Annotated in this window: 29 protein-coding genes; 12 read left to right on the top strand and 17 right to left on the bottom strand. The window is 49.2% G+C overall.

The annotated features are described in order from the left end of the window. Positions 1 to 33: 33 nt before the first annotated feature. From BLX24_RS20020 to BLX24_RS20050, 7 genes are all read right to left on the bottom strand, one after another. Positions 34 to 600 (bottom strand): hypothetical protein, encoded by a 567-nt coding sequence (locus BLX24_RS20020; RefSeq protein WP_071504980.1) that lies wholly within the window; start codon positions 598 to 600, stop codon positions 34 to 36. A 108-nt stretch (positions 601 to 708) separates the two neighbouring features. Next, the gene (locus BLX24_RS20025) at positions 709 to 954 is read right to left on the bottom strand and encodes a hypothetical protein (protein ID WP_071504981.1); all 246 of its coding nucleotides are present in this window, start codon (positions 952 to 954) and stop codon (positions 709 to 711) included. Next, positions 938 to 1,330 (bottom strand): hypothetical protein, encoded by a 393-nt coding sequence (locus BLX24_RS20030; protein ID WP_071504982.1) that lies wholly within the window; start codon positions 1,328 to 1,330, stop codon positions 938 to 940. Before BLX24_RS20030 ends, BLX24_RS20025 begins: the two co-directional genes overlap by 17 nt. 126 nt (positions 1,331 to 1,456) lie before the next feature. Further along, a complete protein-coding gene (locus BLX24_RS20035; protein WP_071504983.1) occupies positions 1,457 to 1,669 on the bottom strand; it encodes a hypothetical protein in 213 nt (70 codons plus the stop codon). Next, the gene (locus tag BLX24_RS20040) at positions 1,650 to 2,462 is read right to left on the bottom strand and encodes a P-loop NTPase family protein (RefSeq protein WP_143092729.1); all 813 of its coding nucleotides are present in this window, start codon (positions 2,460 to 2,462) and stop codon (positions 1,650 to 1,652) included. Before BLX24_RS20040 ends, BLX24_RS20035 begins: the two co-directional genes overlap by 20 nt. Next, on the bottom strand, positions 2,377 to 3,255 hold the full coding sequence (locus BLX24_RS20045) for a hypothetical protein (protein WP_143092730.1): 879 nt from the start codon (positions 3,253 to 3,255) through the stop codon (positions 2,377 to 2,379). Before BLX24_RS20045 ends, BLX24_RS20040 begins: the two co-directional genes overlap by 86 nt. A 68-nt stretch (positions 3,256 to 3,323) precedes the next feature. Next, positions 3,324 to 3,617 carry a helix-turn-helix domain-containing protein gene (locus BLX24_RS20050; RefSeq protein WP_071504986.1) on the bottom strand — a complete coding sequence of 98 codons (294 nt, stop codon included), beginning with the start codon at positions 3,615 to 3,617 and terminating at the stop codon, positions 3,324 to 3,326. Between the two features lie 613 nt (positions 3,618 to 4,230). Here BLX24_RS20050 and BLX24_RS32220 point away from each other — a divergent pair. The 5 genes from BLX24_RS32220 (at position 4,231) to BLX24_RS20070 (ending at position 6,340) form a co-directional block, all read left to right on the top strand. After that, complete coding sequence (locus BLX24_RS32220) at positions 4,231 to 4,650, top strand: hypothetical protein (RefSeq protein ID WP_143092731.1); 420 nt, start codon at positions 4,231 to 4,233, stop codon at positions 4,648 to 4,650. 195 nt (positions 4,651 to 4,845) lie between these two features. Then, positions 4,846 to 5,364: a hypothetical protein gene (locus BLX24_RS20060; RefSeq protein WP_071504988.1), complete on the top strand. Its 519-nt coding sequence runs from the start codon at positions 4,846 to 4,848 to the stop codon at positions 5,362 to 5,364. Further along, entirely contained in the window at positions 5,361 to 5,498 is a 138-nt protein-coding gene (locus tag BLX24_RS33415) for a hypothetical protein (protein WP_218160706.1), read from the top strand. The genes BLX24_RS20060 and BLX24_RS33415 overlap by 4 nt, the downstream gene beginning before the upstream one ends. A gap of 152 nt (positions 5,499 to 5,650) precedes the next feature. Next, entirely contained in the window at positions 5,651 to 6,052 is a 402-nt protein-coding gene (locus tag BLX24_RS33420; protein WP_071504989.1) for a hypothetical protein, read from the top strand. 75 nt (positions 6,053 to 6,127) lie between these two features. After that, positions 6,128 to 6,340, top strand: coding sequence for a hypothetical protein (locus BLX24_RS20070; protein ID WP_071504990.1), 213 nt, complete (start codon positions 6,128 to 6,130; stop codon positions 6,338 to 6,340). 351 nt (positions 6,341 to 6,691) lie between these two features. Here the strand turns inward: BLX24_RS20070 and BLX24_RS20075 are convergent, their stop codons facing one another. The 9 genes from BLX24_RS20075 to BLX24_RS20115 all read right to left on the bottom strand — a co-directional run bounded on the left by BLX24_RS20075 (position 6,692) and on the right by BLX24_RS20115 (position 13,970). Then, positions 6,692 to 7,096, bottom strand: coding sequence for an efflux RND transporter permease subunit (locus BLX24_RS20075; RefSeq protein ID WP_071504991.1), 405 nt, complete (start codon positions 7,094 to 7,096; stop codon positions 6,692 to 6,694). 213 nt (positions 7,097 to 7,309) lie between these two features. Then, positions 7,310 to 8,248, bottom strand: a complete 939-nt coding sequence (locus BLX24_RS20080) for an HTTM domain-containing protein (protein WP_071504992.1) — start codon at positions 8,246 to 8,248, stop codon at positions 7,310 to 7,312. A 6-nt stretch (positions 8,249 to 8,254) separates the two neighbouring features. Next, positions 8,255 to 8,788, bottom strand: a complete 534-nt coding sequence (locus tag BLX24_RS20085; protein WP_071504993.1) for a hypothetical protein — start codon at positions 8,786 to 8,788, stop codon at positions 8,255 to 8,257. Between the two features lie 60 nt (positions 8,789 to 8,848). Then, positions 8,849 to 9,277 (bottom strand): hypothetical protein, encoded by a 429-nt coding sequence (locus BLX24_RS20090; protein ID WP_071504994.1) that lies wholly within the window; start codon positions 9,275 to 9,277, stop codon positions 8,849 to 8,851. A 183-nt stretch (positions 9,278 to 9,460) separates the two neighbouring features. Then, the gene (locus BLX24_RS20095; RefSeq protein ID WP_071504995.1) at positions 9,461 to 10,081 is read right to left on the bottom strand and encodes a response regulator; all 621 of its coding nucleotides are present in this window, start codon (positions 10,079 to 10,081) and stop codon (positions 9,461 to 9,463) included. Positions 10,082 to 10,085: 4 nt separating this feature from the next. Further along, complete coding sequence (locus BLX24_RS20100) at positions 10,086 to 11,213, bottom strand: sensor histidine kinase (RefSeq protein ID WP_071504996.1); 1,128 nt, start codon at positions 11,211 to 11,213, stop codon at positions 10,086 to 10,088. Continuing rightward, positions 11,182 to 11,571: a hypothetical protein gene (locus tag BLX24_RS32230; RefSeq protein ID WP_143092734.1), complete on the bottom strand. Its 390-nt coding sequence runs from the start codon at positions 11,569 to 11,571 to the stop codon at positions 11,182 to 11,184. Before BLX24_RS32230 ends, BLX24_RS20100 begins: the two co-directional genes overlap by 32 nt. Positions 11,572 to 11,838: 267 nt before the next feature. After that, a complete protein-coding gene (locus BLX24_RS20110; RefSeq protein ID WP_071504998.1) occupies positions 11,839 to 12,636 on the bottom strand; it encodes a hypothetical protein in 798 nt (265 codons plus the stop codon). A gap of 197 nt (positions 12,637 to 12,833) precedes the next feature. After that, positions 12,834 to 13,970 carry a hypothetical protein gene (locus BLX24_RS20115; protein ID WP_071504999.1) on the bottom strand — a complete coding sequence of 379 codons (1,137 nt, stop codon included), beginning with the start codon at positions 13,968 to 13,970 and terminating at the stop codon, positions 12,834 to 12,836. 266 nt (positions 13,971 to 14,236) lie between these two features. On the opposite strand from BLX24_RS20115, the gene BLX24_RS20120 reads away from it, so the two are divergent. The 4 genes from BLX24_RS20120 to BLX24_RS20135 all read left to right on the top strand — a co-directional run bounded on the left by BLX24_RS20120 (position 14,237) and on the right by BLX24_RS20135 (position 18,084). After that, the gene (locus BLX24_RS20120) at positions 14,237 to 15,277 is read left to right on the top strand and encodes a sensor histidine kinase (RefSeq protein ID WP_177225879.1); all 1,041 of its coding nucleotides are present in this window, start codon (positions 14,237 to 14,239) and stop codon (positions 15,275 to 15,277) included. Then, the gene (locus tag BLX24_RS20125) at positions 15,258 to 16,010 is read left to right on the top strand and encodes a LytR/AlgR family response regulator transcription factor (protein ID WP_071505001.1); all 753 of its coding nucleotides are present in this window, start codon (positions 15,258 to 15,260) and stop codon (positions 16,008 to 16,010) included. Before BLX24_RS20120 ends, BLX24_RS20125 begins: the two co-directional genes overlap by 20 nt. A 195-nt stretch (positions 16,011 to 16,205) precedes the next feature. After that, positions 16,206 to 16,988, top strand: a complete 783-nt coding sequence (locus BLX24_RS20130) for an acyl-CoA desaturase (protein WP_071505002.1) — start codon at positions 16,206 to 16,208, stop codon at positions 16,986 to 16,988. A gap of 466 nt (positions 16,989 to 17,454) precedes the next feature. Next, the gene (locus tag BLX24_RS20135) at positions 17,455 to 18,084 is read left to right on the top strand and encodes a fibronectin type III domain-containing protein (RefSeq protein ID WP_071505003.1); all 630 of its coding nucleotides are present in this window, start codon (positions 17,455 to 17,457) and stop codon (positions 18,082 to 18,084) included. A gap of 129 nt (positions 18,085 to 18,213) precedes the next feature. On the opposite strand, the gene BLX24_RS20140 is transcribed toward BLX24_RS20135, so the two are convergent. Further along, complete coding sequence (locus BLX24_RS20140; RefSeq protein ID WP_071505004.1) at positions 18,214 to 19,254, bottom strand: YrzE family protein; 1,041 nt, start codon at positions 19,252 to 19,254, stop codon at positions 18,214 to 18,216. A 359-nt stretch (positions 19,255 to 19,613) separates the two neighbouring features. On the opposite strand from BLX24_RS20140, the gene BLX24_RS20145 reads away from it, so the two are divergent. The 3 genes from BLX24_RS20145 to BLX24_RS20155 are packed head-to-tail and all read left to right on the top strand — an operon-like array spanning position 19,614 to position 25,643. Beyond that, on the top strand, positions 19,614 to 21,569 hold the full coding sequence (locus tag BLX24_RS20145) for a glycoside hydrolase family 127 protein (RefSeq protein ID WP_083422089.1): 1,956 nt from the start codon (positions 19,614 to 19,616) through the stop codon (positions 21,567 to 21,569). Between the two features lie 45 nt (positions 21,570 to 21,614). Then, on the top strand, positions 21,615 to 23,243 hold the full coding sequence (locus BLX24_RS20150; RefSeq protein ID WP_071505005.1) for a hypothetical protein: 1,629 nt from the start codon (positions 21,615 to 21,617) through the stop codon (positions 23,241 to 23,243). A gap of 15 nt (positions 23,244 to 23,258) precedes the next feature. Continuing rightward, positions 23,259 to 25,643 (top strand): heparinase II/III domain-containing protein, encoded by a 2,385-nt coding sequence (locus tag BLX24_RS20155; protein ID WP_071505006.1) that lies wholly within the window; start codon positions 23,259 to 23,261, stop codon positions 25,641 to 25,643. Positions 25,644 to 25,645 lie beyond the last annotated feature (2 nt).

Here is a 25,645-nt window from a genome sequence, read left to right on the forward strand (position 1 = left end):
CAAAACTCTATATCACGCAACTTGAATTATTAATTACTGTAGCCCGGCACTGGACAACGTTCCGGTCCCGATGGCAATGCCGTTTTTCAGGTATGTAGGCAGGAAATCGAATGTAGCGCCATTGGCCGAAACCTGCCCGCATCGTTTATAGGTCTTAGTATCGCGATCCAACATGAAATAGGTTTGCGCGCTCGATTTATCGACTTTCCGTTTGAGGAATGTGTTGAACTGTTCGGCCTTGACACTAAACTTTTTGTATCCATTAGCTGACGTTATAGCGGTTGCCGAGAGTGCAGGGCTGGTAACACTACCATTGTAGACGGCCAGGGCGGCGGCGGAATTAGTACCGGTTGTACTGTATTGTCCGGTTACTTTCAAGATCTGATAGACGCTGTTCGGGTCTGCAGCAGTTGATCGGGCGGCGCCGCCAAAGCCGTCTTCGTCCGGAATTTCCGGCATATTTTGATAGGCTGACTCACTACTCACCTCCTGTTTCGGAGTTGACGGGGCCTGAAAATTATCATTTTTACAGGCGACAAAACTTGTGGCACCGGCTGCAAGAGCCAGTGCGAATGCGAAGAATTTAACCTTTCTGAACATGGTACGTAAAATGGTTAGTGCCTTGCCAAGGCAGTTTAACTGGCGCACCTACAAATTTCGCAAATAAATATTTGCAAATACAAATACTTATTTGCTAGACAGGTAAAATTAATTCAGGCTGATTTTGCCGGTAGCCAATTGCTTTAGTGTCTCGATCATCCGGATATCGCCAGCCAACTCACTGGCCAGCTTTATTGGTATTCCTGCCCCTAATAAGGCAATACGTGCCTGCTCAGCTTTAGACAGTCTAAGAATACCTCTCAAAACGGTTGCCGCTATTTTCATCGCTTTATCATCCCCGAGTACTTCAAGTGCCTGCACGGCAGCGAGTATAAGTTCATCCTGTTCTTCCATTCTTTATGACTGTTTTATACCAATGATGAAAACCATAAAAATCACTTATTATCAAACAGATACCGTCTGCATTCTGTACTTGCTCCTGAACCGTTTTCTGCTGTTTTGAGAGTCGGTCAGATCCGGACTTTACTTCGATACTTACATGCCGGCCATCGATACAGGCATGAATATCGGCCGTCCCCCGATCCGTTGTTGACCTCCGGTAGCTACTGGTTTTTCTGTTGAACATACCAAACGTATTCACCCGAACCGCATAATGGCCGTGAAAGCGCAGGTATTTGATGATAGCCTGCGTCAAATCATTTGTCTGCATTTGAGGGAGTCCGGCAGGGCGATCAAAATGCAAACTGTTATCATGTTTATTTTCTTCCATATAAGGATTCGCCTACGGATACAAATAATTATTTGTTTAACGGACAAAGAAATCAACGCTGTTGCGTTTTTTCTGTGTTTTTGATACATGGGTATTGCTGACAAAGATTACCGCGCCAGAGCGATTTTATGGCTTGTTTTCCGGCATGGCCTTTCTGAATGCCAAAACCAACAGATTCATTATTCCTGTCAGATCGTCAATTTCCTGCTGCAACTGCATTCGCATATGCTTTTCCCGCATTGCCAAAGCCTGCCGCTCATCACGTCTGGCTTTGGCATAGTCGTAAAGCTTACGTAAGGTAGGGCTCTCCGGAAAGAGGTCATCGTCGGGAGGGTGCATCCGGGTCGAACTCTATTACGTTGAACATTTGCCTTAACCTGTCGTAAACTCTCGGTCCGTAAGCATTTTTAAGTTCGTCGCGGGTATGGTTTGTAACAATGTGCGTCATAGTACCGCGTAATTGCCGGTTTTCGTACCGGTCCTGTATCAGTTCGGCGATCACATTGCTCCGGTTGCCATAGCTGGCCCGTTCACTTTCGGCTCCGGCTTCATCAATGCAAAGCCCGATTTCCCGTTGTCCGAAAAACTTACCGGAGCTATCATTTAAAAATACATGCTGATATTGGTAGATCGTACCATTGAGTCTGAAGTCTTCGGCAATGAATCTGGCAGAGACAACACGATACGACTGTCGGGGATTGTTAGCAAACAGCCGCATCATCCACGATTTACCGACCCCATAGGCCCCAAAAACAAGCAGACCTTTTCTGAAATCCAGTTTACAACCAAACGTCGCACGATCCTGCATGAAATAGCTCGCCAACTGTTGATATTCGTACAGGCTAAACTGATTCAGAGTAAACTCTTTATCTTCCTCCAGACGCATTCGTTTTGTTCCCTGATCGATGATGTAAGCAAAAAACTCACCCGCATTGCTAAACTGCGGGAACACCGGCGCATTCATGCGGCGCGTGTATTCGGCGATGAATACGCGCGCCGCTTCTTCTTCGGCCGCTTTTCTGGCGACGACCTGTCGTTCCAGATAATCACCAAGCACCAAATCGTCTTCGCTCAGTAGCGGCTGGCTGTGGGATGATGGTATCAGTTCGGGTGTCTGCGTTACGGTTACCATAATGAAGGTGTTTAATTATTGGGAGATTGGTAACTAATTTTCCATCACGAGTATCGTTGAGCAAAAATGTTTTGGCCGTTGAGAGCCAATCTGACCGCTTAGGGACGGCACCCGATTTGTCGCGCCAATTCAACAATCGGGCATGGTAATGAGGCAGGTCAGCAGTCGGGTATTCAGCACTCAGCGCTTCCTGAAACTGGCTTAACCCGGCAAGGGGCGATTCGGTGAATGCGGTTTTCGGGTGGGTGTTGGTTTGGCGGTCCCGATGTGGTTTTCGGGCGGTCGGTGGTTTTTTCCCCTGTACCCCTTTTTCATCACTCATTACCACTATATCACCTTTAAAACAAGTATTAAAATTTTTACCTAAGTGATTATTATTATACACCAAAACAGGTTGCGCGGCTGTGGATAAGTCCCGAAAACCGCGTTTCGGGCGTTCTGGCGGCATTTCTGCTGTCCGATTTGGGTGTCTGCCGTCCGAATCCGGTACGTGCTGTCCGGTTTGGGTAAGGCTTCCGACCTGTTCTGCTGTCCGGTTTGGGGCGGTGCTGTCCGAATCCGGTACGTGCTGTCCGAGTTGCGTGTCTGCTGTCCGGTTTGGGTACAGTGTCGCGGTGGATTTTTCGCGCTGATTAGCTGCCCGACGCCACTCCAGATACCCAAACTGTTCCAGTTGGCGAAGCCAGTCGAAGAGCGTCGACCGCTTGGTTTTAAGCATTTGCAGAAGTGTCTCAACATTGAGCTCAATAGAATCGGGTTTTCCCTGATAAATCCACATTTCCGTTAAGACCATGAACGTATAGGCATGATCCCGATGGGTTCGGGAGTCTGCCGCAAACAGCTTTATTTGGTCATATCGTGTCATAGCCCATTCAAGTTAGAAAGCCGGTTGTATCGATTTAGGTAACGGGCAATCTCAAAAGCCTTAAAACCATATTCTTTTTCATTAATTTTGAAGCCTGTCAACCGGCCTTCACGTCTAGCTCGCCGAACAGCTTCCTCGGTAATATTCAACCGTTGAGCGACCTCACGAACGGTAAGAATGGCGTCATTCGGCAGTTCTTCCTTAAGTCTATTTGTCAGGTTTTCAAGTTGCTCAACACGTGCGTTCAGTTTCTCCCAATCAGACCGCTCAACAAGGATAGCAGTTTGCATAATTTAGGCAGCAGTTTCAGTTAGTAAGTTGTTTTGTTGTTTCAGAATCCGGTTTATCCGTGAATCACAGATGCGATAATATCGATGCAAAACGCAGAGTTGCCATGCAATGGCATGATTATAGGTGTTCCCGTTTGCACATTGGTACACCATCGCATTGGTTGTTTTGATGTTACGTTTTTCGGTAAGTCGCTTAGCGATTACTTCTGCATACTTCGAACGGCTTGGATAACCAGCGACTAAGTTTTTTAGTAACAATTTGTTCTGATTTCTAAGATTTTGTCCCATATTTGCTCACAAAAATTTGTAGTCTACACAAAAACATACTAAAACAAATTTAAATAAGCATACAATACAAATAATTATTTGCATGCATTCAACTCCTGACACAACAGAACGTTTTCGGCTTCTCTTTGAAGCACTAGGCATTAATGCGAATGAGGCAGCTAATAAGATCGGTGAATCGAATGCGAAGTTTTATAATTTACTAAATGGAAAAGCAAAGCCTAGCTATACGACGATTGTACAGCTATGCGAGGCCTATCCAAGGATAAATACAAATTGGCTTATTAAGGGGAAGCCTCCTATACTGCATACATCGAATGCCGAGATTTTGGCTGACACAGCTTCGGAGGCCTCAATCATTACGCTTCAACAATACCAAACGGGGACCTATGACGGCTACCACGATAGCTTTCAACTCCCGATAGTGGCTGAGGAGCGGGCCAATTATTCGGATTCGATAGCGATACGACTTACTGATAATTCGATGTCTCCCAGATTAACGGTAGGGATGCAGTTACGAGCCCGTCCGGTACCGGTATCCGATTGGGATTATCTCAACTCTACGGTTGTGGCTGTTCTATACCGATCTACGCTGGTAGTTCGCCGGATTAAAGAAAATGACTTGCTTTCACGCGGTTATTTAACACTATACGCCGATTCGCCGGATGCCGGGTATGTGCATGTGAGGCGTGAGGATCTGAAAAGTATCTGGCGTGCGATCGAGATTATTAGCGGCGAAATCGAGTAGGTTTTTTCGACTGATTAGCCGGCCAAAAAACCAAAAGCCCTAACAAGTAACTAGATAACTATCAGTCACTTATTAAATCATCTAATGGTGTTCCCGCTATAAACGCCTGCAACGGTTCATGAGTCAATTTCGCTTATCGGTCCAACTGTATCATTGACTTTATTTTTAAATTCGCAATTCGCGAATCGAGAATTCATGAAAAAGCATAACGGCATGAGACCGCTGGACATAGTGGTGCTGCTGAAAATAACAGCACTCGGGCAGACAGAATGGAAGCAGAAGGATCTGGCCTATTCGCTCGGGATCAGTGCCTCTGAAGTCAGCGAATCGCTGAGCCGCTCAGAACTGGCCGGACTAATCGACGAAAAGAAACAGAAAGTAATGGCCAGGTCTCTGTATGAGTTTCTTTACCACGGATTTAAATACGTGTATCCGCAAAGGCCGGGCGCTATTACAGTCGGGATGCCGACGGCAATTTCGGCGCCGGCCTTTTCGTCCATAGTTACCGGAAAGGATACGTTTGTGTGGCCGGATCCTGACGGAACGATGCGGGGGCAAACCATTGAGCCGCTTTATAACACGGTTCCCGGCGCCTGCAGAAAAGACCAGCTGCTGTATGAGCTGCTGGCGCTGACAGACATTATACGGATCGGACGTGTCCGCGAGGTTGAGGCAGCCGGAAAGGAGCTGAGAAAACGGCTTACAATTTTATGACAAACAACTACGAGGTAAACAAAACACGTCTGAAGGCGGTATCCGGAGCATTGGCCGGCCTTGGGCAGGATGTTGTCTTTGTCGGTGGTGCGGTAGTAGCGCTTTCGTCAACCATGAAACGGCAGCCGAAGTAAGGCCGACCGAAGATATTGATGTAGTTGTCGAACTGATCAGTTACGGCTCTTACGCCGGTCTGGAGAACCGGCTGCGGGAGCTCGGCTTTCAGAATGATATTGCTTCCGGCGTAATCTGCCGGTACACTATTCAGGGGATTACCGTTGATATTATGCCGACGGACTCCGCTGTACTTGGTTTCAGCAATCAATGGTATGCAGGGGGCTTTAAATCAGCGATTGATTACCGGCTGGACGAAGAGTCCGTGATTAAGCTATTTTCATTGCCGTATTTCATCGCCTCGAAATGGGAGGCCTGTAAATCGCGTGGCGGTAATGACCTGCGGTTCAGCAGCGACTTTGAAGACCTGGTTTTCGTACTGGACCAGGCGCCCGACGCAGAGACCGAATTGCTGAATAGTCCGGCTGACATACGTGCCTGGCTGAAAGCCGAGTTTAGCGGGCTGCTGAAAAATCCGTCAATCGATGAGTTCATCTACGCGCATCTGGAACCACGATATGCCAGCCGGAGAACAGCAAGGATACTGGAGCTGTTCAACAGGTCATCCCAATAGTATGAGAGCCTACCGGACAAGGATAGCAGTTTGCATAATTCAGTCAGCAGCTGTAGCTGAGTAAAAAAAGTTATTGTGGTTGTTTCGTACCGATCTACGCTGGTAGTTCGCCGTATTAAAGAAAATGACTTACCTTCGCGCGGTTATTTAACGCTATATGCCGATTCGCCGGATACGGGGTATATGCATGTAATGGGTGAAGATCTGAAAAGTATCTGGCGTGCGATCGAGATTATCAGCGGAGAAATCGGGCAGGTTTTTTCGACCAATTATCCGACCAAAAAATAAAATACTTTGATAAGCAACTGATAATGTGTCGATTAAGAATAAGGGCTGGAGTCTCCCCGTGGTCACAACTTATACTACACATGTTGTATTTATAGTATCAAAAAAGCCTGATTTACAGGCTTTTTTCGTTTCTTGCCGTTGGTTTACTATGCGTTGTATTAACATATAAAACACCAAATACCCGACCAAGCGGCATGAACGAAATTTCCTTCAGACAGAAGCTTTCTAAAACTGATAAATCAGGTAAGGCTCCCATCTTTCTGGAGTTTTATCATAAGATGTATTACGGAATGACATACGACCCTCTCAAAAAACTATTCCCAACTCCGGACTTGCTCAACAATTCGACTCTTATCTGACATTCGGTAAAGTCAATAACTGTAAATCAGCCACCATTAAATCGATGGGGGTGACTTTTGGACGAATGGGCATCAGGATGGAGATGGGAATTGTTACGCCCACTACGGTCGCTACTCGTAAGAAGAGCATGGTAGCAACCGCAACGATGGCAATCAAAAACTCCATCAGAAAATGATCGACCGAATGCCCCACGGCTCCCGGCATATCCGCAATGGTACCAATCGTTACATCGCCGGGCAGTTTGGTCCGCATTGTTGTCATGGACTCACTGACCACTTTGCCGAAATCGACAATGTTATTGCCCGACTGCATTTCCAGCGAAATCAGAACGCTTTTTTCTCCATTATTTTTCAGGTAAGAATCCGGTTCGGCGTATTCCCGAAACCCAGACCCCACCGTCCCGGACGATCCGTTGCTGATCGCGGTTATTGAAACGCAGTCCGGGTGCAGGTAAGCAAGCGTATTTTTTCAAAGGCATGACTCCCGCAGCCAACATCGGCGACCACTTTACCTGCCAGGTTGGTTTTTCAGGAAAGCACTGGTTTATCAGCCCTCCGAAATAAGGGTCATTACGGATTGTATCGATGTGGGCTTGAGGATATGGCATAACTAATGGCTTACTGTTGTCGAGGGAAGCGTTTTATGGGTAAAGTTCAGAGCCAGTATCATATCATTTATCCATCGCTTGTAGACCACCAGATGATTAGGAAAAGCACACACATTGAGTCCGATAAGGAGGCTTCCAAAGAAAGGGAGATTCATAAAAAGTGCAATGCCGGCGTGTAAACCAAGTATTCCTAACAACCAAACAGCGCCAATTTGCTTTTGCCAGATCGCCAGACCATATCCCAGTTCGAGCAGCAGTGTAAGCCATCCAAGTAACTGCCAGGCCCAGTCAACATGTCGAAAGGCATCGAGGTTAACAGACTGAAAAGCCGCTTTATGCAGCACTAACCAAACAGCATCACCCGTCCACCAGTCCTGCCCGAACGTTTTGCTAAAGCCCGCGAAGAAGTAAACGCAGCATAAAGTAATCTGTAAAAGCCCCTGATAGTAATAGGCGACAGAATGGCTCGAAGGCTGCTTCCTCCGGCTATCCAGCGACCATACCCTCGATACCGGTGCTACTACGCACCAGAAAAGGCCAAGTGCTGTAAAATAGTCTGAACCGTAAGAAACAAGATAGGCACTCTTTAGCCAAAGAAGATGTAGAAACCATGAAGCCAGGCTCACCAGACGGGTCCATTTTCCTAAACCCAGCAACAATAACGTCAGCAGATAACCAGCCCATGTAATTGACAGATAAAGCAGTTCATCCGGTCCGTTAATAAAATAGCGGAGTTTTGTAAACCAGAGCGTTATATCCCAAAGGAAAATTTCATTGATTTCCGTTCGGATGTAACCTTGGCTGGCATATAAATTAACCATATCTGGCAGAGTGGATAAAGCGTGGACCAGGCTATGTAACGCTATCCAGATACGGAGAGCCGCCAGGGGATAAGCACTACCAGTTCCGCTAATTAAACGGGTTATGAAAGTAACAAACATGACGGTCTATCGGCTAAAACTAAATTGACACAGCTGGTTGCGGCTTGGGCGAACATCATCACGAAGGGCAGGAAGTGATTGCCGATAATAAGCACATTGGACACTATCGATTCCAGGGTACATTTCAAGCAATCGGGCGGCAATTGAAAAACTTGCTAACTGTGCGATGTCTTTATCCTTTACAGTTTCGTCAACAATCGTATTAAACCGGCATATACTCTCCCTGCATTGAAGCAGTTTATCAGGCCTTAGAACCACAGACTGCCTATTGCGGAAAAGCCTGACTTCAAAAGAATAATCGTCACCAATATCAGGAGAGAAAAAAAGAAATCCGGCATCCAGACCCGTAAGCTGACCATACGTTTGCTGGAGTAAAGAGGTAAACTCATTATCCGTTAATGCGCCGATAGTCTGGTGAAAAAACGAGTTGTTGAATTGTGTCGCTTTCAGGATTTTGGTCATGAATCCCAGGTTTACCAGGCCAATTGTCAAAAGGTGAACCAGCAGCCAGCTGATTCTTATAATTGAAGTAGTTTTCATGCGATACAGGAGAAATAAATTACCGGGGTAATTTCCGGGTCAATTACCCCGGTAATGTGCTTATTGATAACGCCGAAGCAGTTGTCGGGCTTTAAATGCTGCCGTCATTTGCGACGATTGCTCACGGTTCTTGTTTATGACCAGGACAATGACATAATCGCTCATTTGCGGCCCACTCCGGCCAATATTTATTGCCGAAGTATTGACAGACTTACCCCCAAATCTGACTGAAGCAGAGTTGAGTTTTCCATAGCTTTTGACCGAACCATCGGCCTCCACAACCTGGATGAAGCCAGCAGAAGGGTTTTCTGTTAACAACTGTTTCAGGCTGGCAGCATCTTGTCTAGTCAGTTTGACGGAATTGAGCATCACACCGTCGTTTTCCTGAACACCAACTTTGCCTTTGACAATAGCAAATGGTTCGAGTTGAGCGAATGCAGAAAGTGTGCATACGCAAAGGCACACGAAGAATAAAAGTGACTTTTTCATAAGGGATTTTGTTAAAAATGAAACCTGACAGTCAATTTTCCGGCTTGACTATGACAAAGGTCTATTCAATTTCAACCATCCGAAATACCACGATAATGTGACTCTTGCTCTAATCCTGAACGAAAAACAAAAAGGTCAAACCCGGAAGGTTTGACCTTACTTAACAGTTACTGACCGATATCTTCAGGGCCTGTATTTTGCTAAGGCCTCAGTGACAGAGTGCACATGTAATTTCTCATAAATACGCTTTATGTGGGTGCGAACCGTTTCGATACTAATGCCCAGTTCGGCAGCTACCAGTTTGTAGCTCATACCCTGTGCCAGGTAATGAAGCACCTGACCCTCACGGGCCGTGAGTTGATCCAGCTCGGTGGCATGCTGAGCGCGGGACGGGAATGTAGCAATCACTTTACGGGCGATACTCGGCGACATGGGAGCCCCTCCTGCATAGACATCCCGAATAGCCTGAATGATCCCTTCCGGAGACGTCAGCTTGAGCAAATAACCCGAAGCTCCCGCACATAATGCGCGGAACACCCGATCATCATCATCGAATACCGTGAGCATCAATACTTCCACTCCAGGGAATTCGCGGTGCAGGCTTCCTACTGCCTGAATACCATCACGACCAGGCAGCTCAATGTCCATGAGTACCACGTCGGGCCGGAGCCGAAACACCTGATCGTTGGTGCGCAGGCAATCGCCATAAGCTCCTGCAAGGGTGAAATCCTCTGTATCGGTAATAAGCGTGCTGAGCGCTTCGCGCAGGGGTTCGTTATCTTCAAAAATCAAAATGCGGATCATACGTTTATTTTAGTTGTATTGTTGTCCCTTGCCCGGGTTCAGACTCCACGGTAATGGTGGCTCCCAGACGGATGGCGCGGGCGTGCATATTGCGCAGGCCGTTACCCCCTCCGCTGCGAGCCTGTGGCTGGGCGACATTGAAGCCTCTACCATTATCGCGAATCGTCAGGCGAAGACCGAATGATGAATTTTTCTCCGCTTCGCAGGTCAGGTGGACGTGTACCTGTGAGGCTTCACTGTAACGGACAGCGTTGGTCAGCGCTTCCTTGTAAACCATAAAAAAGTCGTGCCGTTGCTCAAGCGACAGATTCAGGCTCAAAACGGCCGTATCGGCCTCGAAGCGGAGAAATATGTCAGTCTCTGCAATAAGTTCGTTGGCTACATCCTGCATCCGGGCTACTACATGAGGCATAGAGTCGTGTTGAGGATTGATACTCCAGACAATGTCGCTCATTGCTCCCATAACCTGCCGGGCAGTCTGACCAATACGATCGATGGATTGACGCGCACGATCGGGATCTTTGTGGGTAGCATTGGCCGCGGAGCGGCTCAGGATACTAATAGAGCTTAGGTAGCTGCCCATATCGTCGTGAAGATCGCGGGCGATGCGGTCGCGGGTTTGTTGCAGATGAATCTGTTGTCGAAGCTTATATAGATAGAAAAAATAAAAGATGATCCCTGCAAGCATACAAGCCAGGACAAAAACTAAAGGACTAAACCACCATTTTTGCCAAAACAAAGCCTCCACCTCCACTACGAGTCTTTTGGCTATACCCGGATTATTTTTATCGCGGATAATCAGAACGTACTGTCCTTCCGGAATATTTGAGTAGTATATATAATCGTTTTTTGTAAGAATGAAGCAGGACTCGAGGCCGGCAAGCTGATACTCGACCATGTGGTACGGAGCAGAGTGGTGAAAATGAACAAAAACGTAATTCTGATTTTGTCTGAGCTTTACCGTATCCCTGACAGGACTAACTCTGAAGGGTGCCAGCCGGTTCGTATAATACATCACCGGCGACACTACCGAGTCAATGACGATCTGTTGAGGCATCCCCGACAAAGGGATCAGCCCGATTAGCCATCCCAGCCATTGCCTATTTCCTTGCCAGATAAAAGCCCCTCGCATACAAAATGTTTTCAGCCACGCTGGTTAGATAGGTAAACGAAAAAAGAAGGTAGGCGCCGGCAAGCGAATTGTTCAGTACGTAGTTAGCAAAAAGACTATCCGCAAACGTAAATACCTTCTTGATTAAAACAGCTGTAAACATCCAGAAGAGAGGCTTGCGACTCAACCCAATCAATGTCTGCATCACCAGTTTTCTCAGACAAAAAAGACATCCGATTATAATCCAGCCATTAGCTATACTACCTGAAAATGCATTGTGTTGATCAGAACCCGCAATCCAGCCAAAATCAAAGGCGAATACCAACAGAACCAGTCCGGCTGAGAACGTGATTAACTGTCGGGGTAGCCGTTCTTTCACAAAAAACAGTAGAATTATAACCCGGCTAATGAACATATTCAGGGTAAAAAGATAACCCAAATACAGATTATGAATGTTTTTAGCCGACAATATCCAGGACGCGGTGTCAATAAGACAAGCGATAAGAATCGACACCAAAAAAATCCGCAAAATATTGTCTAGTTTTGACCAGTATATACATCCTACCCAAACCGGAAGTATATATGAGATCATTTGCAAATAAAATGAACCGTAGTAAAGGTCAGGTAGCGAAAACATAAGCTTATCTTACTCGAAAGCAGGCCTACAAATATTGGTAGGATTCGGGGGGCAACCAAGTGGTTCTTCGCCGGCCGGTCCAAGCGTTATCCAATCGGGATTGACACTGAATACGAGAAACAATTTTTTCAGCAGATTATCATAAGCAAACCGAATATTGATTCCTTTGTTACCTTCTCCAACTACAAAAGTATTATAGATTTCTTCCAGACGTTTTTTCCCGATAATATTGCCTTCGTAGATAACAATCTCTTTATTGTTCGGATCGCGTATAAGGGACTCCAGTCCGGGAAATATTGTATTTCGGGCAGAGTGTGACCACTGTTTAACGTCCTGGTCAATATCCCGGATAACCCTTGTATCACTAATCCATTCAAAATCACTGGATATCCGAGAAGGAAACTTTGTTGTTTTCCCCACGAGCGAAGTACAAACACTGGCTGGTATAGTTCGCTGATCAGCCTCTGGCTTTGCAAAAATCAGCCGGATACGGAGATAGGCATGATTACCAGTCCTTAATACGCCCGACTTTTTCCATGGCTTCTCCTGTCGAGGCATAGCATAGCAAAACACAACAGCATACAGGTCTTCGTTTAGTTCGCTATCCTGAGTGCGAGGATTCAGGATTTGCTGCCAATGCCGTGCCGAAATAAAATAGGAAGGTTGACCGGGAACCCGCCCATTAAAGGCATCAATACATCTTTGGATATAATCTTTCCGATGTTCTTGAAAGAGCCCTTCTTCAGGGGCATAATCGGAGAGATTCGGGAAATTGGAGGTAGAGAAAAAAGTGGCCATAAAGCTCATGCTATCTTAAGACTAAATGCAAAGTAACTATTATTCTCTGGTCTCCCGCTATCCCATAAACATGTGACCCCTTTCAGGCCTTATTTAAGTTTTCAGGAAGTAAACGGGACTTCATTTATATTCGTCCTACACCCATAACCCAATTACCGCAGCAGGACAAATTTATTTTTTGAAGGCAGTTAACTCTGCTTTCATCGTCATTGCTGAATTTCCGGAGAAACAACGACAAAATCATACTTGTAAAGAAGCTGATAGATATCCTCTGAAAGCGTCTTATCATTGGCATAGCGTACACGGAGCGGGCGTAAATCAATAACTACCCATTTTTCCTTATCGTACAGCTGTAGAAATTCCCTCGGGTATTCGGGTTGGGAGCTGGCAAGATCATCAATAACTTTGCCGTCTTCGGTAGTGTAGCGAAGCATAAACCAGACATTGGTAAAGTTAGTCTGATTGTGCTGGGCCAGTTCATAGACCGAATTCCCGATGTCATACAGAGAAGTCATCAGATTCAGCCCTTTTGCCAGATGATTGGCTCCCATTTTAAAAAACACTTTCTCGTGCCGGGTCTTTGTGTGATCATAATACGTATAGAAGTTCTTTTTCATCAATGAAGCCCGCATAAGCGAGTTTTCTTCTCTGTAAATACGACCGGACACCTTGATATCATCCAGAACCCGTTTATAGTTTTCCTGCGGGATACCGTTTCGTAAACTGTCCAGCAGCTTAACCTTAGGCATCCACCATCTGGCCAGCAGACTATCACGAACAGCTTTATAGGCCCGCTTTACTTTGGGTGACTGGGCATTATAGACCCGGTTAATCGCATACGGGAAAGCCATCTGAAACTCCTGATCGATTCCCCAGATCGAGTACTTGTATGTTCCGGCGGCGGCCAGCATCCGGGCATCGTCACGGGTTTTAAAGAAAGGGAACGTGCCGTATTTGGGATGATCCTTTGAGACTACAGACAGACTGTCCCACGGATTTTTATAGCCGGCAATCCGGGAGAGTTCCGAAGCCACAAACGGGCTTACTTCGACACACCAATTCTTAAACCCATAGCCTGATGCCCGTTCAAGGGCATAGCTTGCCAGTTGAGAAAGCAACGGGGAGTTGTGATATTCACCCCAGCCAACAAACTGATTTTCAGCAAAGTGTTTTTCCAGTATATCCCAGCCTGAACCGGTTGGCTTTTGTCCGTCAAACGTAAATGTACTTATACTACGGAACAGGTACTTGTTAAATCTGGCAGAGTCACTAATCGCTTTTTCTTTCTGCCCGTAGCATGTCGTTACAATAAGCAGACTAACAACGAGTAAATAGTTTTTCATCGTGAGTGAATGAGGTTTATTGATCAAATCCGGTAAGTTTATGGAGTTGATAAAGGCAGATCAAAAACCGCTTTTATCAACAGGAAACGCTCCAAATTACCGGAAAAATCAATATATGTCCTGTTTTGGTGGTAATTTAATAATGCCCCCTTGTGTTCAGTAGTTCTTGCTATGCTGCCTCTTTATTACCAGGGAGACATCAAAAGGCACAGGATCGCTGCCGGTTGATCTTTCAGCGCTTACATCCAAAAGCCACATGCTTTAATTTGCCGGCTTCATTCACATATCGCTTCCGGGTTAAATGGACCGCCCTGCTGGGTGCCCTGTCGTTCGGCATCGTTGTCCCGACGTTTTTTATCCCCACCGAATTCGGCACAACCGCCCATTATCTGTCCATCCTGGTCGCAACCGTTACCAGCTATGTTATCTGGGAAGGCAGTAAATTCATTCAGGCCCTCACCCTCTATTTCTTTCCATGGGAAAAAAGTATTGCCAAACACCTGGTCTTCGAAATTCTGGGGATCTTTCTGTTTTCGTCGCTGGCACTGATTACGGGCATCGTTACCCACAGCAAGCTGGTATCGTCGGTGGTCATAACGGCCGGCATCGTGATTCAGAATAACTTTGTCTCGTTTTTGCTGGCGCTGCTCTTCATCGCTTTCAACGAAGGTGCCTTTCTGTTTAACCAATGGAAACTGTCGCTCGTTGAGCAGGAACGGCTGCGGCAGGAAAATCTGGTGGCCAGGCTGGAAGGGCTGAAAAAACAACTGGACCCGCATTTTTTGTTTAATTCTCTGAGCGTACTCAGCGGTGTTGTTTACAAAGATCCGGCCCTGGCAGATCTTTATATCACGAAGCTGGCGCAGGTATACCGCTATCTGCTCGACCATAATGAGGAACGGCAGGTCCGGTTACAGGAAGAAATCAGCGTGGTACAGGCTTATTGTTTTTTGCTGAATGTGCGGTTCTACAACAAAATCACCATCTCCATTCAGGAACCCCTGCCCGATCGGTTCGTCCTTCCGCTGTCGCTCCAATTGTTGGTGGAAAATGCGGTGAAGCATAATTTTATTTCCGACGAACACCCGCTGACACTGACAATTTACCTGCAGGACGATTTGCTGTGGGTCGAAAACAGCCTTAACAAAAAGGAGTCGCCCGAACGGTCACCACAAATCGGCCTGAATAACCTGCAGGCGCGGTATGCCTTTGTAACAGACCGTCCGATAGTAATCCAGGAAGACAGGCAGCGGTTTCGGGTCGGCCTTCCGCTTTTACGTGAATCGTATGAAAGTGCTAATCATTGAAGATGAATTTTTCTCGGCCGAAAAGCTCCGCCATTTGCTGCTCCAGATCAATCCGGCCATCGAGATACTGGCGGTATTGCCCTCCGTTGCCAAAGCGCTCATCTGGTTCAGAAGCAATCCGGAGCCAGACCTGATCTTCTCAGACATCCGGCTGGAAGACAAGGAAAGTTTTGCCCTTTTCAACGAAATTGCCATCGATGCCCCGATTATTTATACCACCGCTTATGACCAATACGCCATTCAGGCCTTCAAGCAAAACAGTATTGACTACCTGCTCAAACCTATCGATAGCACGGAACTCAGGGCAGCCTTGAAAAAATTTGAAAATCAGGAACTGAGACTGCTGAAAAAATCGCTTGAGGCCGGTCCGCTTACGGCTCCCGGTCAGGCGAAACCCAAAGAACGGTTTCTGGTCAAGAAAGGGAATGCCATGACGTTTGTCAAAATGCAGGATGTGGCTTATTTCAGAAGCGATCAGAAACTAACCTTTCTGGTTACGTCCGACGGGCAGAAGTTCATCATTGACACCTCCCTGGACGAGGTCCAGGAGCAGGTTGACCCGCGCCTTTTTGCCCGTATCAGCCGAAACCGGCTTGTATCGATTGACAGCATCCAGAAAATCCATCCGCATTTTAATGGCCGGCTGAAGCTCGATCTGCTCCCGGCCGACGACGAAGAAGTCTTTGTCAGCCGCGACCGTGTTCAGGCCTTCAAAGACTGGGTAAATTCCTGACGCTCCTTCTTAACAGCATTATCCCTCAGACAGGATTTCAGGAACTTCCCCCGGTTGTTTGCAGGCCCTGAGAACAAATTCTGCTGCGATTCGGTCTGAAAAAACGACCGGTCGTCTGCCGGAAACAGCCAATGGTCGTTTTTTCCACGGTATCGGCGCCAGCGGGCCGAATCTTTGTCAAAAAAAGAACAAAGTATGACCGCTATTCTGATCTTCTTTCTGCTACACTGGTACGGCTCTCTGTTTTTCCAGACCGTCTTTTTACACCGCTACGCTTCCCATCAGGCCTTTACTATGTCGAAAGGCTGGGAAAAAACCTTTTTTGTCCTGACGTTTATTTTTCAGGGCTCCAACTACCTCAGCGCCTATGCCTACGGGGTTATGCACCGCATGCACCATGCCTTTGCCGACACCGAAAAAGACCCGCATTCGCCGATGTTCAGCTCCGGCATTTTCGATATGATGATTAAAACGGCCCGCTTTTACTCAGCTATCCGTAACCGTACCATGACCGTTGACCCGAAATTCACAACCAATGTTCCGGACTGGCGTGCCTTCGATGATTTTGCGTCCAATAGGTTCACCCGTCTTGCCTGGGGAACGCTCTATACCCTGTTTTACATCTATTTCGCCCCGTCGTGGGTATGGTTCCTGCTGTTGCCTTTCCACTACCTGATGTCGCCTATTCACGGAGCAATCATCAACTGGTTTGCCCACAAAATCGGCTATACCACGTTTAAGGTCAACGATACGTCTAAAAACCTGATGCCGGTCGACATCTTCATGATGGGGGAAGGGTTCCACAATAACCACCATACTTACGGTAACCGTGCCAACTTCGCTTACCGCTGGTTTGAACTCGACCCGTCGTATCAGATCATGAAACTGCTCCATGTACTGCACATCATCCGGCTGCCGGAGAAGAAAAAACAAGCACAGACGTTTTTAAAGAAGAAAGAACTGGTTGCCGTCGAATAATCCCCTATATCCCAAAAAAGAGAGCAGGATACTACCGTTTTAGTACCCTGCTCTCTTTCCGGCATTTCTCCGGTTCAGCAAAAATCTTTATTTTCTGATGAAATAATGCTTCTGGATGTATATAAAACAAAAAAGACTACCCTTAAAAAGTAGTAGTCTTTCCGCTATATCCACACCATTTAAATCAGTGATCAGATCACTGACATGCTAAATTAATCATTTTGATACAAAAAAGATTCCCTCTGCCGGAAATATTTTTAAAAAAAACAAGAAACTCCTCTTTTTTATCCGCTTTATCGTATTGAATAGTAATGGATTAGATAAAATTCAGCATAACAGCCAATCTGGATTAATTTAATTCCGAACGATTTATTTTTTTTGCCAGATCAGACGAATTTTACTTATTCTTTATTAAATATACAGTTACATTTTAGCCATGAGAATGTGTGCAATCCATGCGTTCATTATGTGTTTTTTCTATAACTCCGGTTCTGTCAGCGCAGGTATAACCGGATCATATCTTCGGAACCTTCTGTTTTCAGCCAGTACGCACCCGCTTTCAGTTTCCGCCCCGCCCGCAAATGAAGCGTTTAGGGATCGTACGCTAAGTACCTGCCGTTTCCCTACCTATCTGGCGGTTACACCGGAGTTAACGACAGCAACCCTGATCTGGTCAAATGCCGGTACGGGCATCCGGTATGATATCCGCTGGCGCCGGTATGATTCCGCAGACGAATGGTCGACTGTTACCGGAATTACGTCTGTCAGCTATACACTAACCAATCTTACCCCGTCAACTCTATACGAATGGCAGTTGCAATCTGTCTGTACTGACTCACAGGTGTCAGGATTTATCGGTATAGCCACGTTCAGAACGCTTACGCCGGCCTGTTCGTCCATGTACACCATTAAAGACGGTTTGTGGAGCGACCCTGCCATCTGGTCCTGTCTCAGAGTACCGGCAAAGGGCGAAAAGGTTACGGTTAATCATACGGTTACCATACCGCCACTTATCGCGGGTACTGCCGGGAACATCGTACTTGCCGGCGGCAAAATCTTGTTCTCACAGGCGGCCACCCTGCGTTTGAATCCTTAACACCATCGTGCACCCGGTCTTTAGCCGGTTTTCTGATCATAAGGCCATCTATACCGGAAACGCGGCGATAACAGGTTGCCAGAACCTGTTATCGCCGCGTTTCCGGTGTTTACCAGTAAGAACAGCCGGCTAAAGCGCAGCTCCCGCTTGACGACCCGCTACAAAGACCGTGTCGTTTGAACCCGCTCCCATCCGTGCCCCAAAGCCGGCAGCAACGACGCCGATCAGCAAACCGAAGAAGCCGAAAATTGCCGCCTTAGCCGCCGCCGAAGCGGTTGCATCTGCCGCCTGCCGGGCGTTACGTTCAGCATCCTGCCGGGCTTGTTCGACCTTTACAACCGCCTGCTTGTAAGCACCGATCCAGTTGTCGACAATCTGTTCTGACTCAGCCCGGCTTTTTCCGGTTCGTTTCATAACCACATTCACGGCATCCTCCCGGTCTACGCTGTTTACCGTAGCCTGCCCCTGCCGGAACAGCCGGTCAAACAACCCTTCCGCAATATCATCGGCGGCCTGTGGGTTCCCGGCCGCACGCGCTGCGGCGGATTCAGCCATGTAGCCGGCTTGTCCGGCTTTGCGCTCCAGTGTGTTCGGGTTCAGGTTAGCATCGCCGGTTTGCCGTAGCAACTGGTTTGCTTCACGTTTCAGGTCGCCGAGGTCAAGGTTCCGGAGATCAATTCCGTTTTCTTTCAGTTGCCCTTCAACAGCCTTCCCGATGCCGGGGGCGGCTACCGCAACGGCTGAACCAGCCGTCCGGACGACACCTCCCACTAACCGTGTAGCTCCGCCAATCAGGCTGCCGATTGTTGTGGTCAGAAAATAAATGGTCAGTAAGGTCGCCAGACACCAGGTAAGTACACCGTGAATCGTTCCGTCGAATAACCGGGCTGAACCAGACAACCGGCCGGCGATCCAGCCACCGGCAAATAAAGACACCAGACTGCTGACGATGTACCAGACCGCGCTGCCGATGCCCAGGCCGGCGGTTGGATTCTGTTCCGTTACCGGATCAATGGTGCTTAGACCGATCCCGATCCCAAGGAGCGAAAGCAACATCTGACAGACCAGTGCAACCAGCACCCCTGCCAGTACGGCACTCCATGAGATTCGTTTTATGTAGCTGAATTGACCATTTGCCTGTTTCGTTGAGTAATACTGATTTGTTTCCATGTTGTCCCGAAAATTTGTGATAAGATATTGAAAGGAGTAATCCCCGCTTTATCTAGCGAACAGCATGCCAGTCAAGACCCCATGGGTTAGTATACTGTATACCAAGGCACTACCATTAAAAGCCTGGTTCATTCTGCCGGTAAACAGGTAATTTTTACACATAAGTGTAGAATATACACACGGGAAAGTATGCGTACATGACGGTCTTGCGCCGATGGCATATTCCTGCTTTTTCCGCCCGTCTCACTCATTTTTCCGTCCTGTTCTTTCTCTGCAATCCCGTTTCGGGAGTATGCCTGTCCGGCTGCTGACTATTTCTGTTTAGAAGCCCCTGCGGTGTAAACGTTTAGTACATGACGATGCATACTTATCCCCTGAAACGGTATTGTTTTTTCTGCCTGACCTTCTTGTCGCTGACTCCTGTTTCGTTACCGGCCATAGCCCAGTACCCGGGGCAGTCAACCGACAAAATGAGCGTTGCGCTGAAAGTACCGGTCAGCGCATTCAGTTTTAACCTGCAGGATGTCCGCATCACCAAAGGCCCGTTCCGGGAGAATATGGAGCGTGAAGGTCAATGGCTGCTGTCACTGCCCGTCGACCGTCTGATGCACAGTTTCAAGGTAAATGCCGGTATGAACACCCCTAAACCCGGCAGCCCCACCAAAATGCCGGAACCACTGGGTGGCTGGGAAGGTCTGGACATGGAGCTGCGCGGCCACAGCATCGGCCACCTGCTCTCAGGGCTGGCGTTACAATATGCATCGACCGGCAACGACGCGTTTAAACGAAAGGGCGATAGCCTCGTCAATGGTCTGGCAGAGGTCCAGCAGACACTCAATCAGGATGGTTACCTGAGTGCCTACCCGCAGCAATACATCGACCGGAACATTGCGGCTACCTCGGTCTGGGCTCCCTGGTATACGATGCACAAACTCTTCGCCGGGCTTACGGATCAATATACCTATGCCGATAACCGGAAAGCCCTCGACATCGTAACCAAAATGGCTGCCTGGGCCTACAAAAAGCTTTCGCCGCTTACCGACGAGCAGCTTCAGAAAATGCTGCGGAATGAGTTCGGCGGGATGAATGATGCGTTCTTTAACCTCTATGCCATCACCGGCAACCCTGACCATCTGAAACTGGCGCGGCTCTTTTACCACAAAGCCGCTCTGGAACCCCTGGAAGCCGGCATTGATAACCTCAACAAAGCCCATGCGAATACCTTCATCCCCAAACTCGTCGGCGAAGCACGGGATTATGAACTGACCGGCAATGAAAAAGCCCGTAAGGCCGCGACCTTCTTCTGGCATACAGTTGTCAATCATCACACCTACGCCCATGGCGGCAACAGCGACAAAGAACACTTTTTTGAACCCGACAAAATTTCGGAGCATCTCACCGGAAACACCGGCGAAACCTGCAACACCTACAACATGCTCAAGCTAACCCGCCATTTGTTCACCTGGACTCCGGAAGAGCGGTATGCCGGGTATTATGAACAGGCGCTGTATAATCACATCCTGGGGCAGCAGGATCCGGCTTCCGGCATGGTCTGCTACTTTACCCCCATGAAACCCGGCGCTTACCGGCTCTACAGTACACCCGATCAGTCGTTCTGGTGTTGTGTCGGCTCCGGCTTTGAGAGCCATTCCAAATTCGGCGAAGCGATCTATTACCACGATCACAAGGGCATTTTCGTCAATCTGTTCATCCCCTCGGAAGTGAACTGGCGCGAAAAAGGGGTAAAACTGGTACAGGAAACCCGTTTCCCGGAAGAAGCAACCACCCGGCTCAGCGTCCTTACGGATAAACCGGTTGCCATGCCGCTTTACCTGCGTTACCCTTCATGGGCAACTGCCGGGGTAACCCTTACCGTCAACGGCAAACCGGTAAAGGTCAGCCAGCAACCCGGCAGCTACATCGTTCTCGAACGGACCTGGAAACCCGGCGATCAACTGGAACTTACCTGCCCGATGACGCTGCGGCGGGTGCCGGCTAATGACAATCCGGATGTAGCAGCCATTGCCTACGGGCCTGTTTTACTGGCGGGGAAAGCCGGAACAGCCAATATGCAGGGAACCGCACCGTTCCATGATCCGGCAGATCCTTACCAGTATTACGGATATGACTATACGATTCCCGCAGGGATTCCGCAGGTGTTACCGGCCCAAAACACGCTGGAGCAGATAAAGCCGGTAGCGGGGAAACCCCTTACGTTTGAGACAACCCCGGCCGATAGCCAAATTCGCATTGAACTGGAACCGTATTACAAGGTTCACCGCCAACGATACATCATGTACTGGACGCTGAAATAGTCGCCGACGGACGTCCCAGACAACTGTACTTAATCCTATTCGGGTATGTTCTTACCAAAAATACTGGCTTTTTTTTCCGGACTATGGGTTGGCCTGCTTAGTCCGTTGCAGGCGCAGGTCTGGCAATGGTCGGCACCGGTAAACACGCTGATCTCGCCCGAGACCAATGAATCGCCACAGGCGTTTTTATGGATTCCGGATCATTGCCGCTACGTGCGCGGCATCGTTGTGGGGCAGCATAATATGCTTGAGGAAGGTGTTTTTGAGCATCCCGATTTCCGGAAAAGCATGGCGAAACTGGGCTTTGCCATCGTCTGGGTCACTCCGGCCATTGACTTTACCTTCGACTGGCGTCCGACGCCTGGCAATCCGGGAGCCGGAGCCCATTTTGCGGCAATGCTCAACCGGCTGGCCGACGTGTCGGGTTACCGGGAGTTAGCCATTGCACCGGTTGTGCCGGTTGGTCATTCTGCGGCAGCCAGCTATCCGTGGAATTTTGCGGCATGGCTTCCGGGCCGGACTCTCGCCGCCATCTCTCTGAAAGGGGATGCGCCCCAAACCCGGCTGACCGGTAATGGCAAACCTGCTCCGGACTGGGGTACCCGCACCATCGACGGCGTGCCGGGCCTGATGGTCATGGGCGAATATGAATGGTGGGACGACCGGCTGACCCCTGCTTTTACGTATGTGGCTGCTCATCCGGCTACGCCGTTTAGCCTGCTGGCCGATGCCGGACACGGGCATTTTGACAGCCTGGATACGCTGGTCCGGTTTCTGGCCTTATACATCCGGAAAGCCGCCGCTTACCGGCTTCCGAACACATCCGGCCAACGGGATACCGTGGTGCTCAAACCGATTGATCCGCGCCGGGGCTGGCTGATGGACCGCTGGCAGAAAGACAGTCTTCCGACAGCACCGGCCGCGCCTTACGCCACCTACACGGGTAACCGGCAGACCGCTACGTGGTGTTTTGACCGGGAAATGGCCGATGCGACCGAAGCCATTTACCGCCAGGCACGCAGCAAACAGGCTCAACACCTCGGTTATATCCGGAACGGGCAGTTTGTGAAACCGGTAAAAACACATGCCAATTACCAGTTGACTTTCCAGCCACTGGCCGACGGCATTACGTTTCACCTCCGCAGTGCTTTCACCGACACCTCACGCATCCGGCCGGCTATAGCGCACGCAACGACGCCGGTCCGCATTGACCGCATTTGCGGGCCCGTCCGGAAGTTAAATGATACAACCTTTCAGATCAGCTTTTACCGCATGGGATTCAATAATCCGAAACGATCGGATGATATCTGGCTGATTGCCCGCAACGAGGGCGATCAGTCTTTCAAAAGCATAGTACAACAGGCCAATCTCCGGTTTCCGGTCAGCAACAAGGCTGGACGCCCGCAAACGATTACGTTTCCGGCACCAGCCAACCAACGCCCCGGCACCAGGACGGTAGACTTACATGCCACCTCAGACGCCGGCCTGCCGGTGTCTTACTATGTCAAAGCAGGCCCGGCAGTCATCAATGGCAACCGGATCGTCTTTACGCCTGTGCCGCCACGCAGCAAAAAACCAGTTAAGGTAACGGTTGTCGCCTGGCAATACGGCCGCAGTACCGGTAATAAAGTACAGTCTGCCCGGCCCGTCGAGCAATCCTTTTTCCTGAATTAAGTTTTTCCCATATACATGAACCGGACTAATATCCTGTATAAACAGATAAAACGAATCGCCCTGTCGGCCGGCCTGCTGGCCCTGCTGCCGGCCTTCACTGCTGTGGCGCAGAAAGCCCACCCCTATCTGGTCTATACCCCGCAACGCACCGACCGGCTCAAAGTCCGGATAAAAACCGATACCCTGCTGGCCAACCGCTGGCAGGCCATCCGTCAGCGCTGCGACCAATGGGTATCAGCCCCCAAAGGCGGCAACATGGAACAGCTGGCCTTTGCCTATACCATGACTGGTGATGCCCGCTACGCCGAACGAGCCAAAACCTTGCTCACCGATCTGACCAACCGGCCATTCTGGGATGGTATGGACGACCGTACTCCGCGCTGGAATGCCGGTCTGGCCACCAGCCACAACAACTGGTCGGCTTCTGTCACCTACGATGCAATCTATCAGACCTTGTCGGCCGGTGAGCGCAAGACTATTGCCGGCAATATCTACAAACTGGGCATTGACCCCTCTGTGGCCGATTGGATCTCGAAAGATAAACGCATCCAGTCGCTCAATAACATGGGGCACAACTGGTGGGCCGCTATCGTTTTTGAGGCAGGGATTGCGTCGCTGGCAGTCATGCATGAGCTCCCGCAAGCCCGTCAGCTGGCTACCGGCATTATGCAGGACAGCCGCCAGTGGTTTGCCTTTGCGGGGAGCGTACTCGAAAACAAACCGGCCAACTTCGACGCAGCGGGCGGCTTTTACGAAAGCATCAGTTATGCCAACTATGGTGTGTCGGAGTACCTGCTTTTCCGGCTTGCATACACCAATGCCCTCGGCCCTGTTTCAATGCCCTATGATCCGCTACTGCAAAAAACGGTCGACTGGTTTATCCAGGCGGCATATCCGCGCCCGGCCGGTCAACCCATCCTTTCCCTGAATTTTGGCGACAGCAACGATTTTGCCAACGGCGACCGGCCCGCCAAACTGTTGATTGCGCTAGGCCTGGGCAAAGACGATTATTACTGGTATCTGCAGCATACTGCCCGCAACCCGTTCCGGGAAGACATGAGCGTGCAGACGCCCATGGGCCTGCTCTATCAGCCCGAAAACCGGCCGGCGCCACCGCAGCCTTCGCTTCCCCCCTCCGCGCTGTACCCCGCCATGGGCTGGGCCATGCTCCGTAATTCGTGGCAACCCGACGCCACGCTCCTGGGCATCAAAAGCGGTTATACCTGGAACCATGCCCATGCCGATGCCAATTCGTTTGTACTATACCATAAGGGCCAGTACCTGCTCATCGACGGCGGGGACGTCGGGTACGGCAATCCGGAATACAGCAGCTATTTCGTCACCAGCCGCGCACACAATATCCTGACGTTCAACGGAGAGGCGCAGATCCCGACTGATCAGTACAACGCCGTTAAGCACCCCGGCCACTTATACAACCTGATTGATGGCGGTCCGCTGAAATACATTCTCGCCGACGCCTCGGGCCCGACTTCCCGCAACTTCCTGCGCAATTACCGCAATTTCGTATGGATCGGGCAGGTTATTCTGATCATCGATGATGTGAAAACCTACGAGAGTGGTAAACTGGATTTTTTGCTGCACTACGCCGGTAAAGCCGATAAAAAGGGCCCCGATATTGAGATCAGTACTGATAGTGCGGCCATTCTGTTCCGGCCGTTATACCCCGAGACCTTGCCGCTGGGATATCCGCATGACTTCCCGGAGAAGATGAAGTACCGGACGGAATACGGCCTGAAAGACCGGACGACCAACGTGCAGATTCCGTATCTGGTCTTGTCGCCGCCCGAAAAAACCGACCGGACCAAGCTCGTCAATGCAATCCTGCTGCTTGACGGTCAGAACAAGGCGGTGCAGACGTTTACCGGGTCTTCGGGCGCCAGCGGGGCGGCCGGCCGCACAAACCTGCCGGTAATCGAAAAAGTGGAAGGGATAAACTACCTCGGTGTCCGGATTACCCAGAACGGTCAGGTGACCGAACTGTATATCAACCTCCTGGCCGACGGCCGCCTGATGCACCGCAATTCGCACCTGATGCTGAACGGTTCGCCCACTGGCTGGGAAACAGACGCGTATCTGTGTGCGTTAACCTATCCGGCCGGTGCCGACCGCAATGATCCCGCGAAGCTAACCTCCTTTTTCGTCAGTAACGGGAGTTACCTGCGCCATAATGGCAAACCGCTCCTGAGTTCCTTATCCAAGACCTTCATGTATGCCGCCCGTACCGGCAACAACCTGGATGTGCAGCTACAGGGGCAGCCCTATATACAGGCCTCCCTCGGGTTTGAGAAAATCAGCTCCCTTACCGTTAACCGGAAACCGGCTTCCCCCCGCTATGATACGGATAACCTGCTCCTTATTGAACTTGATGAACAACACTAAGC

This window comes from Arsenicibacter rosenii (assembly GCF_001870735.1).
GTDB classification, from domain to species: Bacteria; Bacteroidota; Bacteroidia; order Cytophagales; family Spirosomataceae; genus Arsenicibacter; species Arsenicibacter rosenii.

Excerpts from the sequence above, each read along its gene's own strand:
- BLX24_RS20020 (WP_071504980.1), bottom strand. The coding sequence starts at position 600 with ATGTTCAGAAAGGTTAAATTCTTCGCATTCGCACTGGCTCTTGCAGCC.
- BLX24_RS20025 (WP_071504981.1), bottom strand. The coding sequence starts at position 954 with ATGGAAGAACAGGATGAACTTATACTCGCTGCCGTGCAGGCACTTGAA.
- BLX24_RS20030 (WP_071504982.1), bottom strand. The coding sequence starts at position 1,330 with ATGGAAGAAAATAAACATGATAACAGTTTGCATTTTGATCGCCCTGCC.
- BLX24_RS20035 (WP_071504983.1), bottom strand. The coding sequence starts at position 1,669 with ATGCACCCTCCCGACGATGACCTCTTTCCGGAGAGCCCTACCTTACGT.
- BLX24_RS20040 (WP_143092729.1), bottom strand. The coding sequence starts at position 2,462 with ATGGTAACCGTAACGCAGACACCCGAACTGATACCATCATCCCACAGC.
- BLX24_RS20045 (WP_143092730.1), bottom strand. The coding sequence starts at position 3,255 with ATGGTCTTAACGGAAATGTGGATTTATCAGGGAAAACCCGATTCTATT.
- BLX24_RS20050 (WP_071504986.1), bottom strand. The coding sequence starts at position 3,617 with ATGCAAACTGCTATCCTTGTTGAGCGGTCTGATTGGGAGAAACTGAAC.
- BLX24_RS20060 (WP_071504988.1), top strand. The coding sequence starts at position 4,846 with ATGAAAAAGCATAACGGCATGAGACCGCTGGACATAGTGGTGCTGCTG.
- BLX24_RS33415 (WP_218160706.1), top strand. The coding sequence starts at position 5,361 with ATGACAAACAACTACGAGGTAAACAAAACACGTCTGAAGGCGGTATCC.
- BLX24_RS33420 (WP_071504989.1), top strand. The coding sequence starts at position 5,651 with ATGCCGACGGACTCCGCTGTACTTGGTTTCAGCAATCAATGGTATGCA.
- BLX24_RS20080 (WP_071504992.1), bottom strand. The coding sequence starts at position 8,248 with ATGTTTGTTACTTTCATAACCCGTTTAATTAGCGGAACTGGTAGTGCT.
- BLX24_RS20085 (WP_071504993.1), bottom strand. The coding sequence starts at position 8,788 with ATGAAAACTACTTCAATTATAAGAATCAGCTGGCTGCTGGTTCACCTT.
- BLX24_RS20090 (WP_071504994.1), bottom strand. The coding sequence starts at position 9,277 with ATGAAAAAGTCACTTTTATTCTTCGTGTGCCTTTGCGTATGCACACTT.
- BLX24_RS20095 (WP_071504995.1), bottom strand. The coding sequence starts at position 10,081 with ATGATCCGCATTTTGATTTTTGAAGATAACGAACCCCTGCGCGAAGCG.
- BLX24_RS20100 (WP_071504996.1), bottom strand. The coding sequence starts at position 11,213 with ATGCGAGGGGCTTTTATCTGGCAAGGAAATAGGCAATGGCTGGGATGG.
- BLX24_RS20110 (WP_071504998.1), bottom strand. The coding sequence starts at position 12,636 with ATGAGCTTTATGGCCACTTTTTTCTCTACCTCCAATTTCCCGAATCTC.
- BLX24_RS20115 (WP_071504999.1), bottom strand. The coding sequence starts at position 13,970 with ATGAAAAACTATTTACTCGTTGTTAGTCTGCTTATTGTAACGACATGC.
- BLX24_RS20125 (WP_071505001.1), top strand. The coding sequence starts at position 15,258 with ATGAAAGTGCTAATCATTGAAGATGAATTTTTCTCGGCCGAAAAGCTC.
- BLX24_RS20130 (WP_071505002.1), top strand. The coding sequence starts at position 16,206 with ATGACCGCTATTCTGATCTTCTTTCTGCTACACTGGTACGGCTCTCTG.
- BLX24_RS20135 (WP_071505003.1), top strand. The coding sequence starts at position 17,455 with ATGTGTTTTTTCTATAACTCCGGTTCTGTCAGCGCAGGTATAACCGGA.
- BLX24_RS20140 (WP_071505004.1), bottom strand. The coding sequence starts at position 19,254 with ATGGAAACAAATCAGTATTACTCAACGAAACAGGCAAATGGTCAATTC.
- BLX24_RS20145 (WP_083422089.1), top strand. The coding sequence starts at position 19,614 with ATGCATACTTATCCCCTGAAACGGTATTGTTTTTTCTGCCTGACCTTC.
- BLX24_RS20150 (WP_071505005.1), top strand. The coding sequence starts at position 21,615 with ATGTTCTTACCAAAAATACTGGCTTTTTTTTCCGGACTATGGGTTGGC.
- BLX24_RS20155 (WP_071505006.1), top strand. The coding sequence starts at position 23,259 with ATGAACCGGACTAATATCCTGTATAAACAGATAAAACGAATCGCCCTG.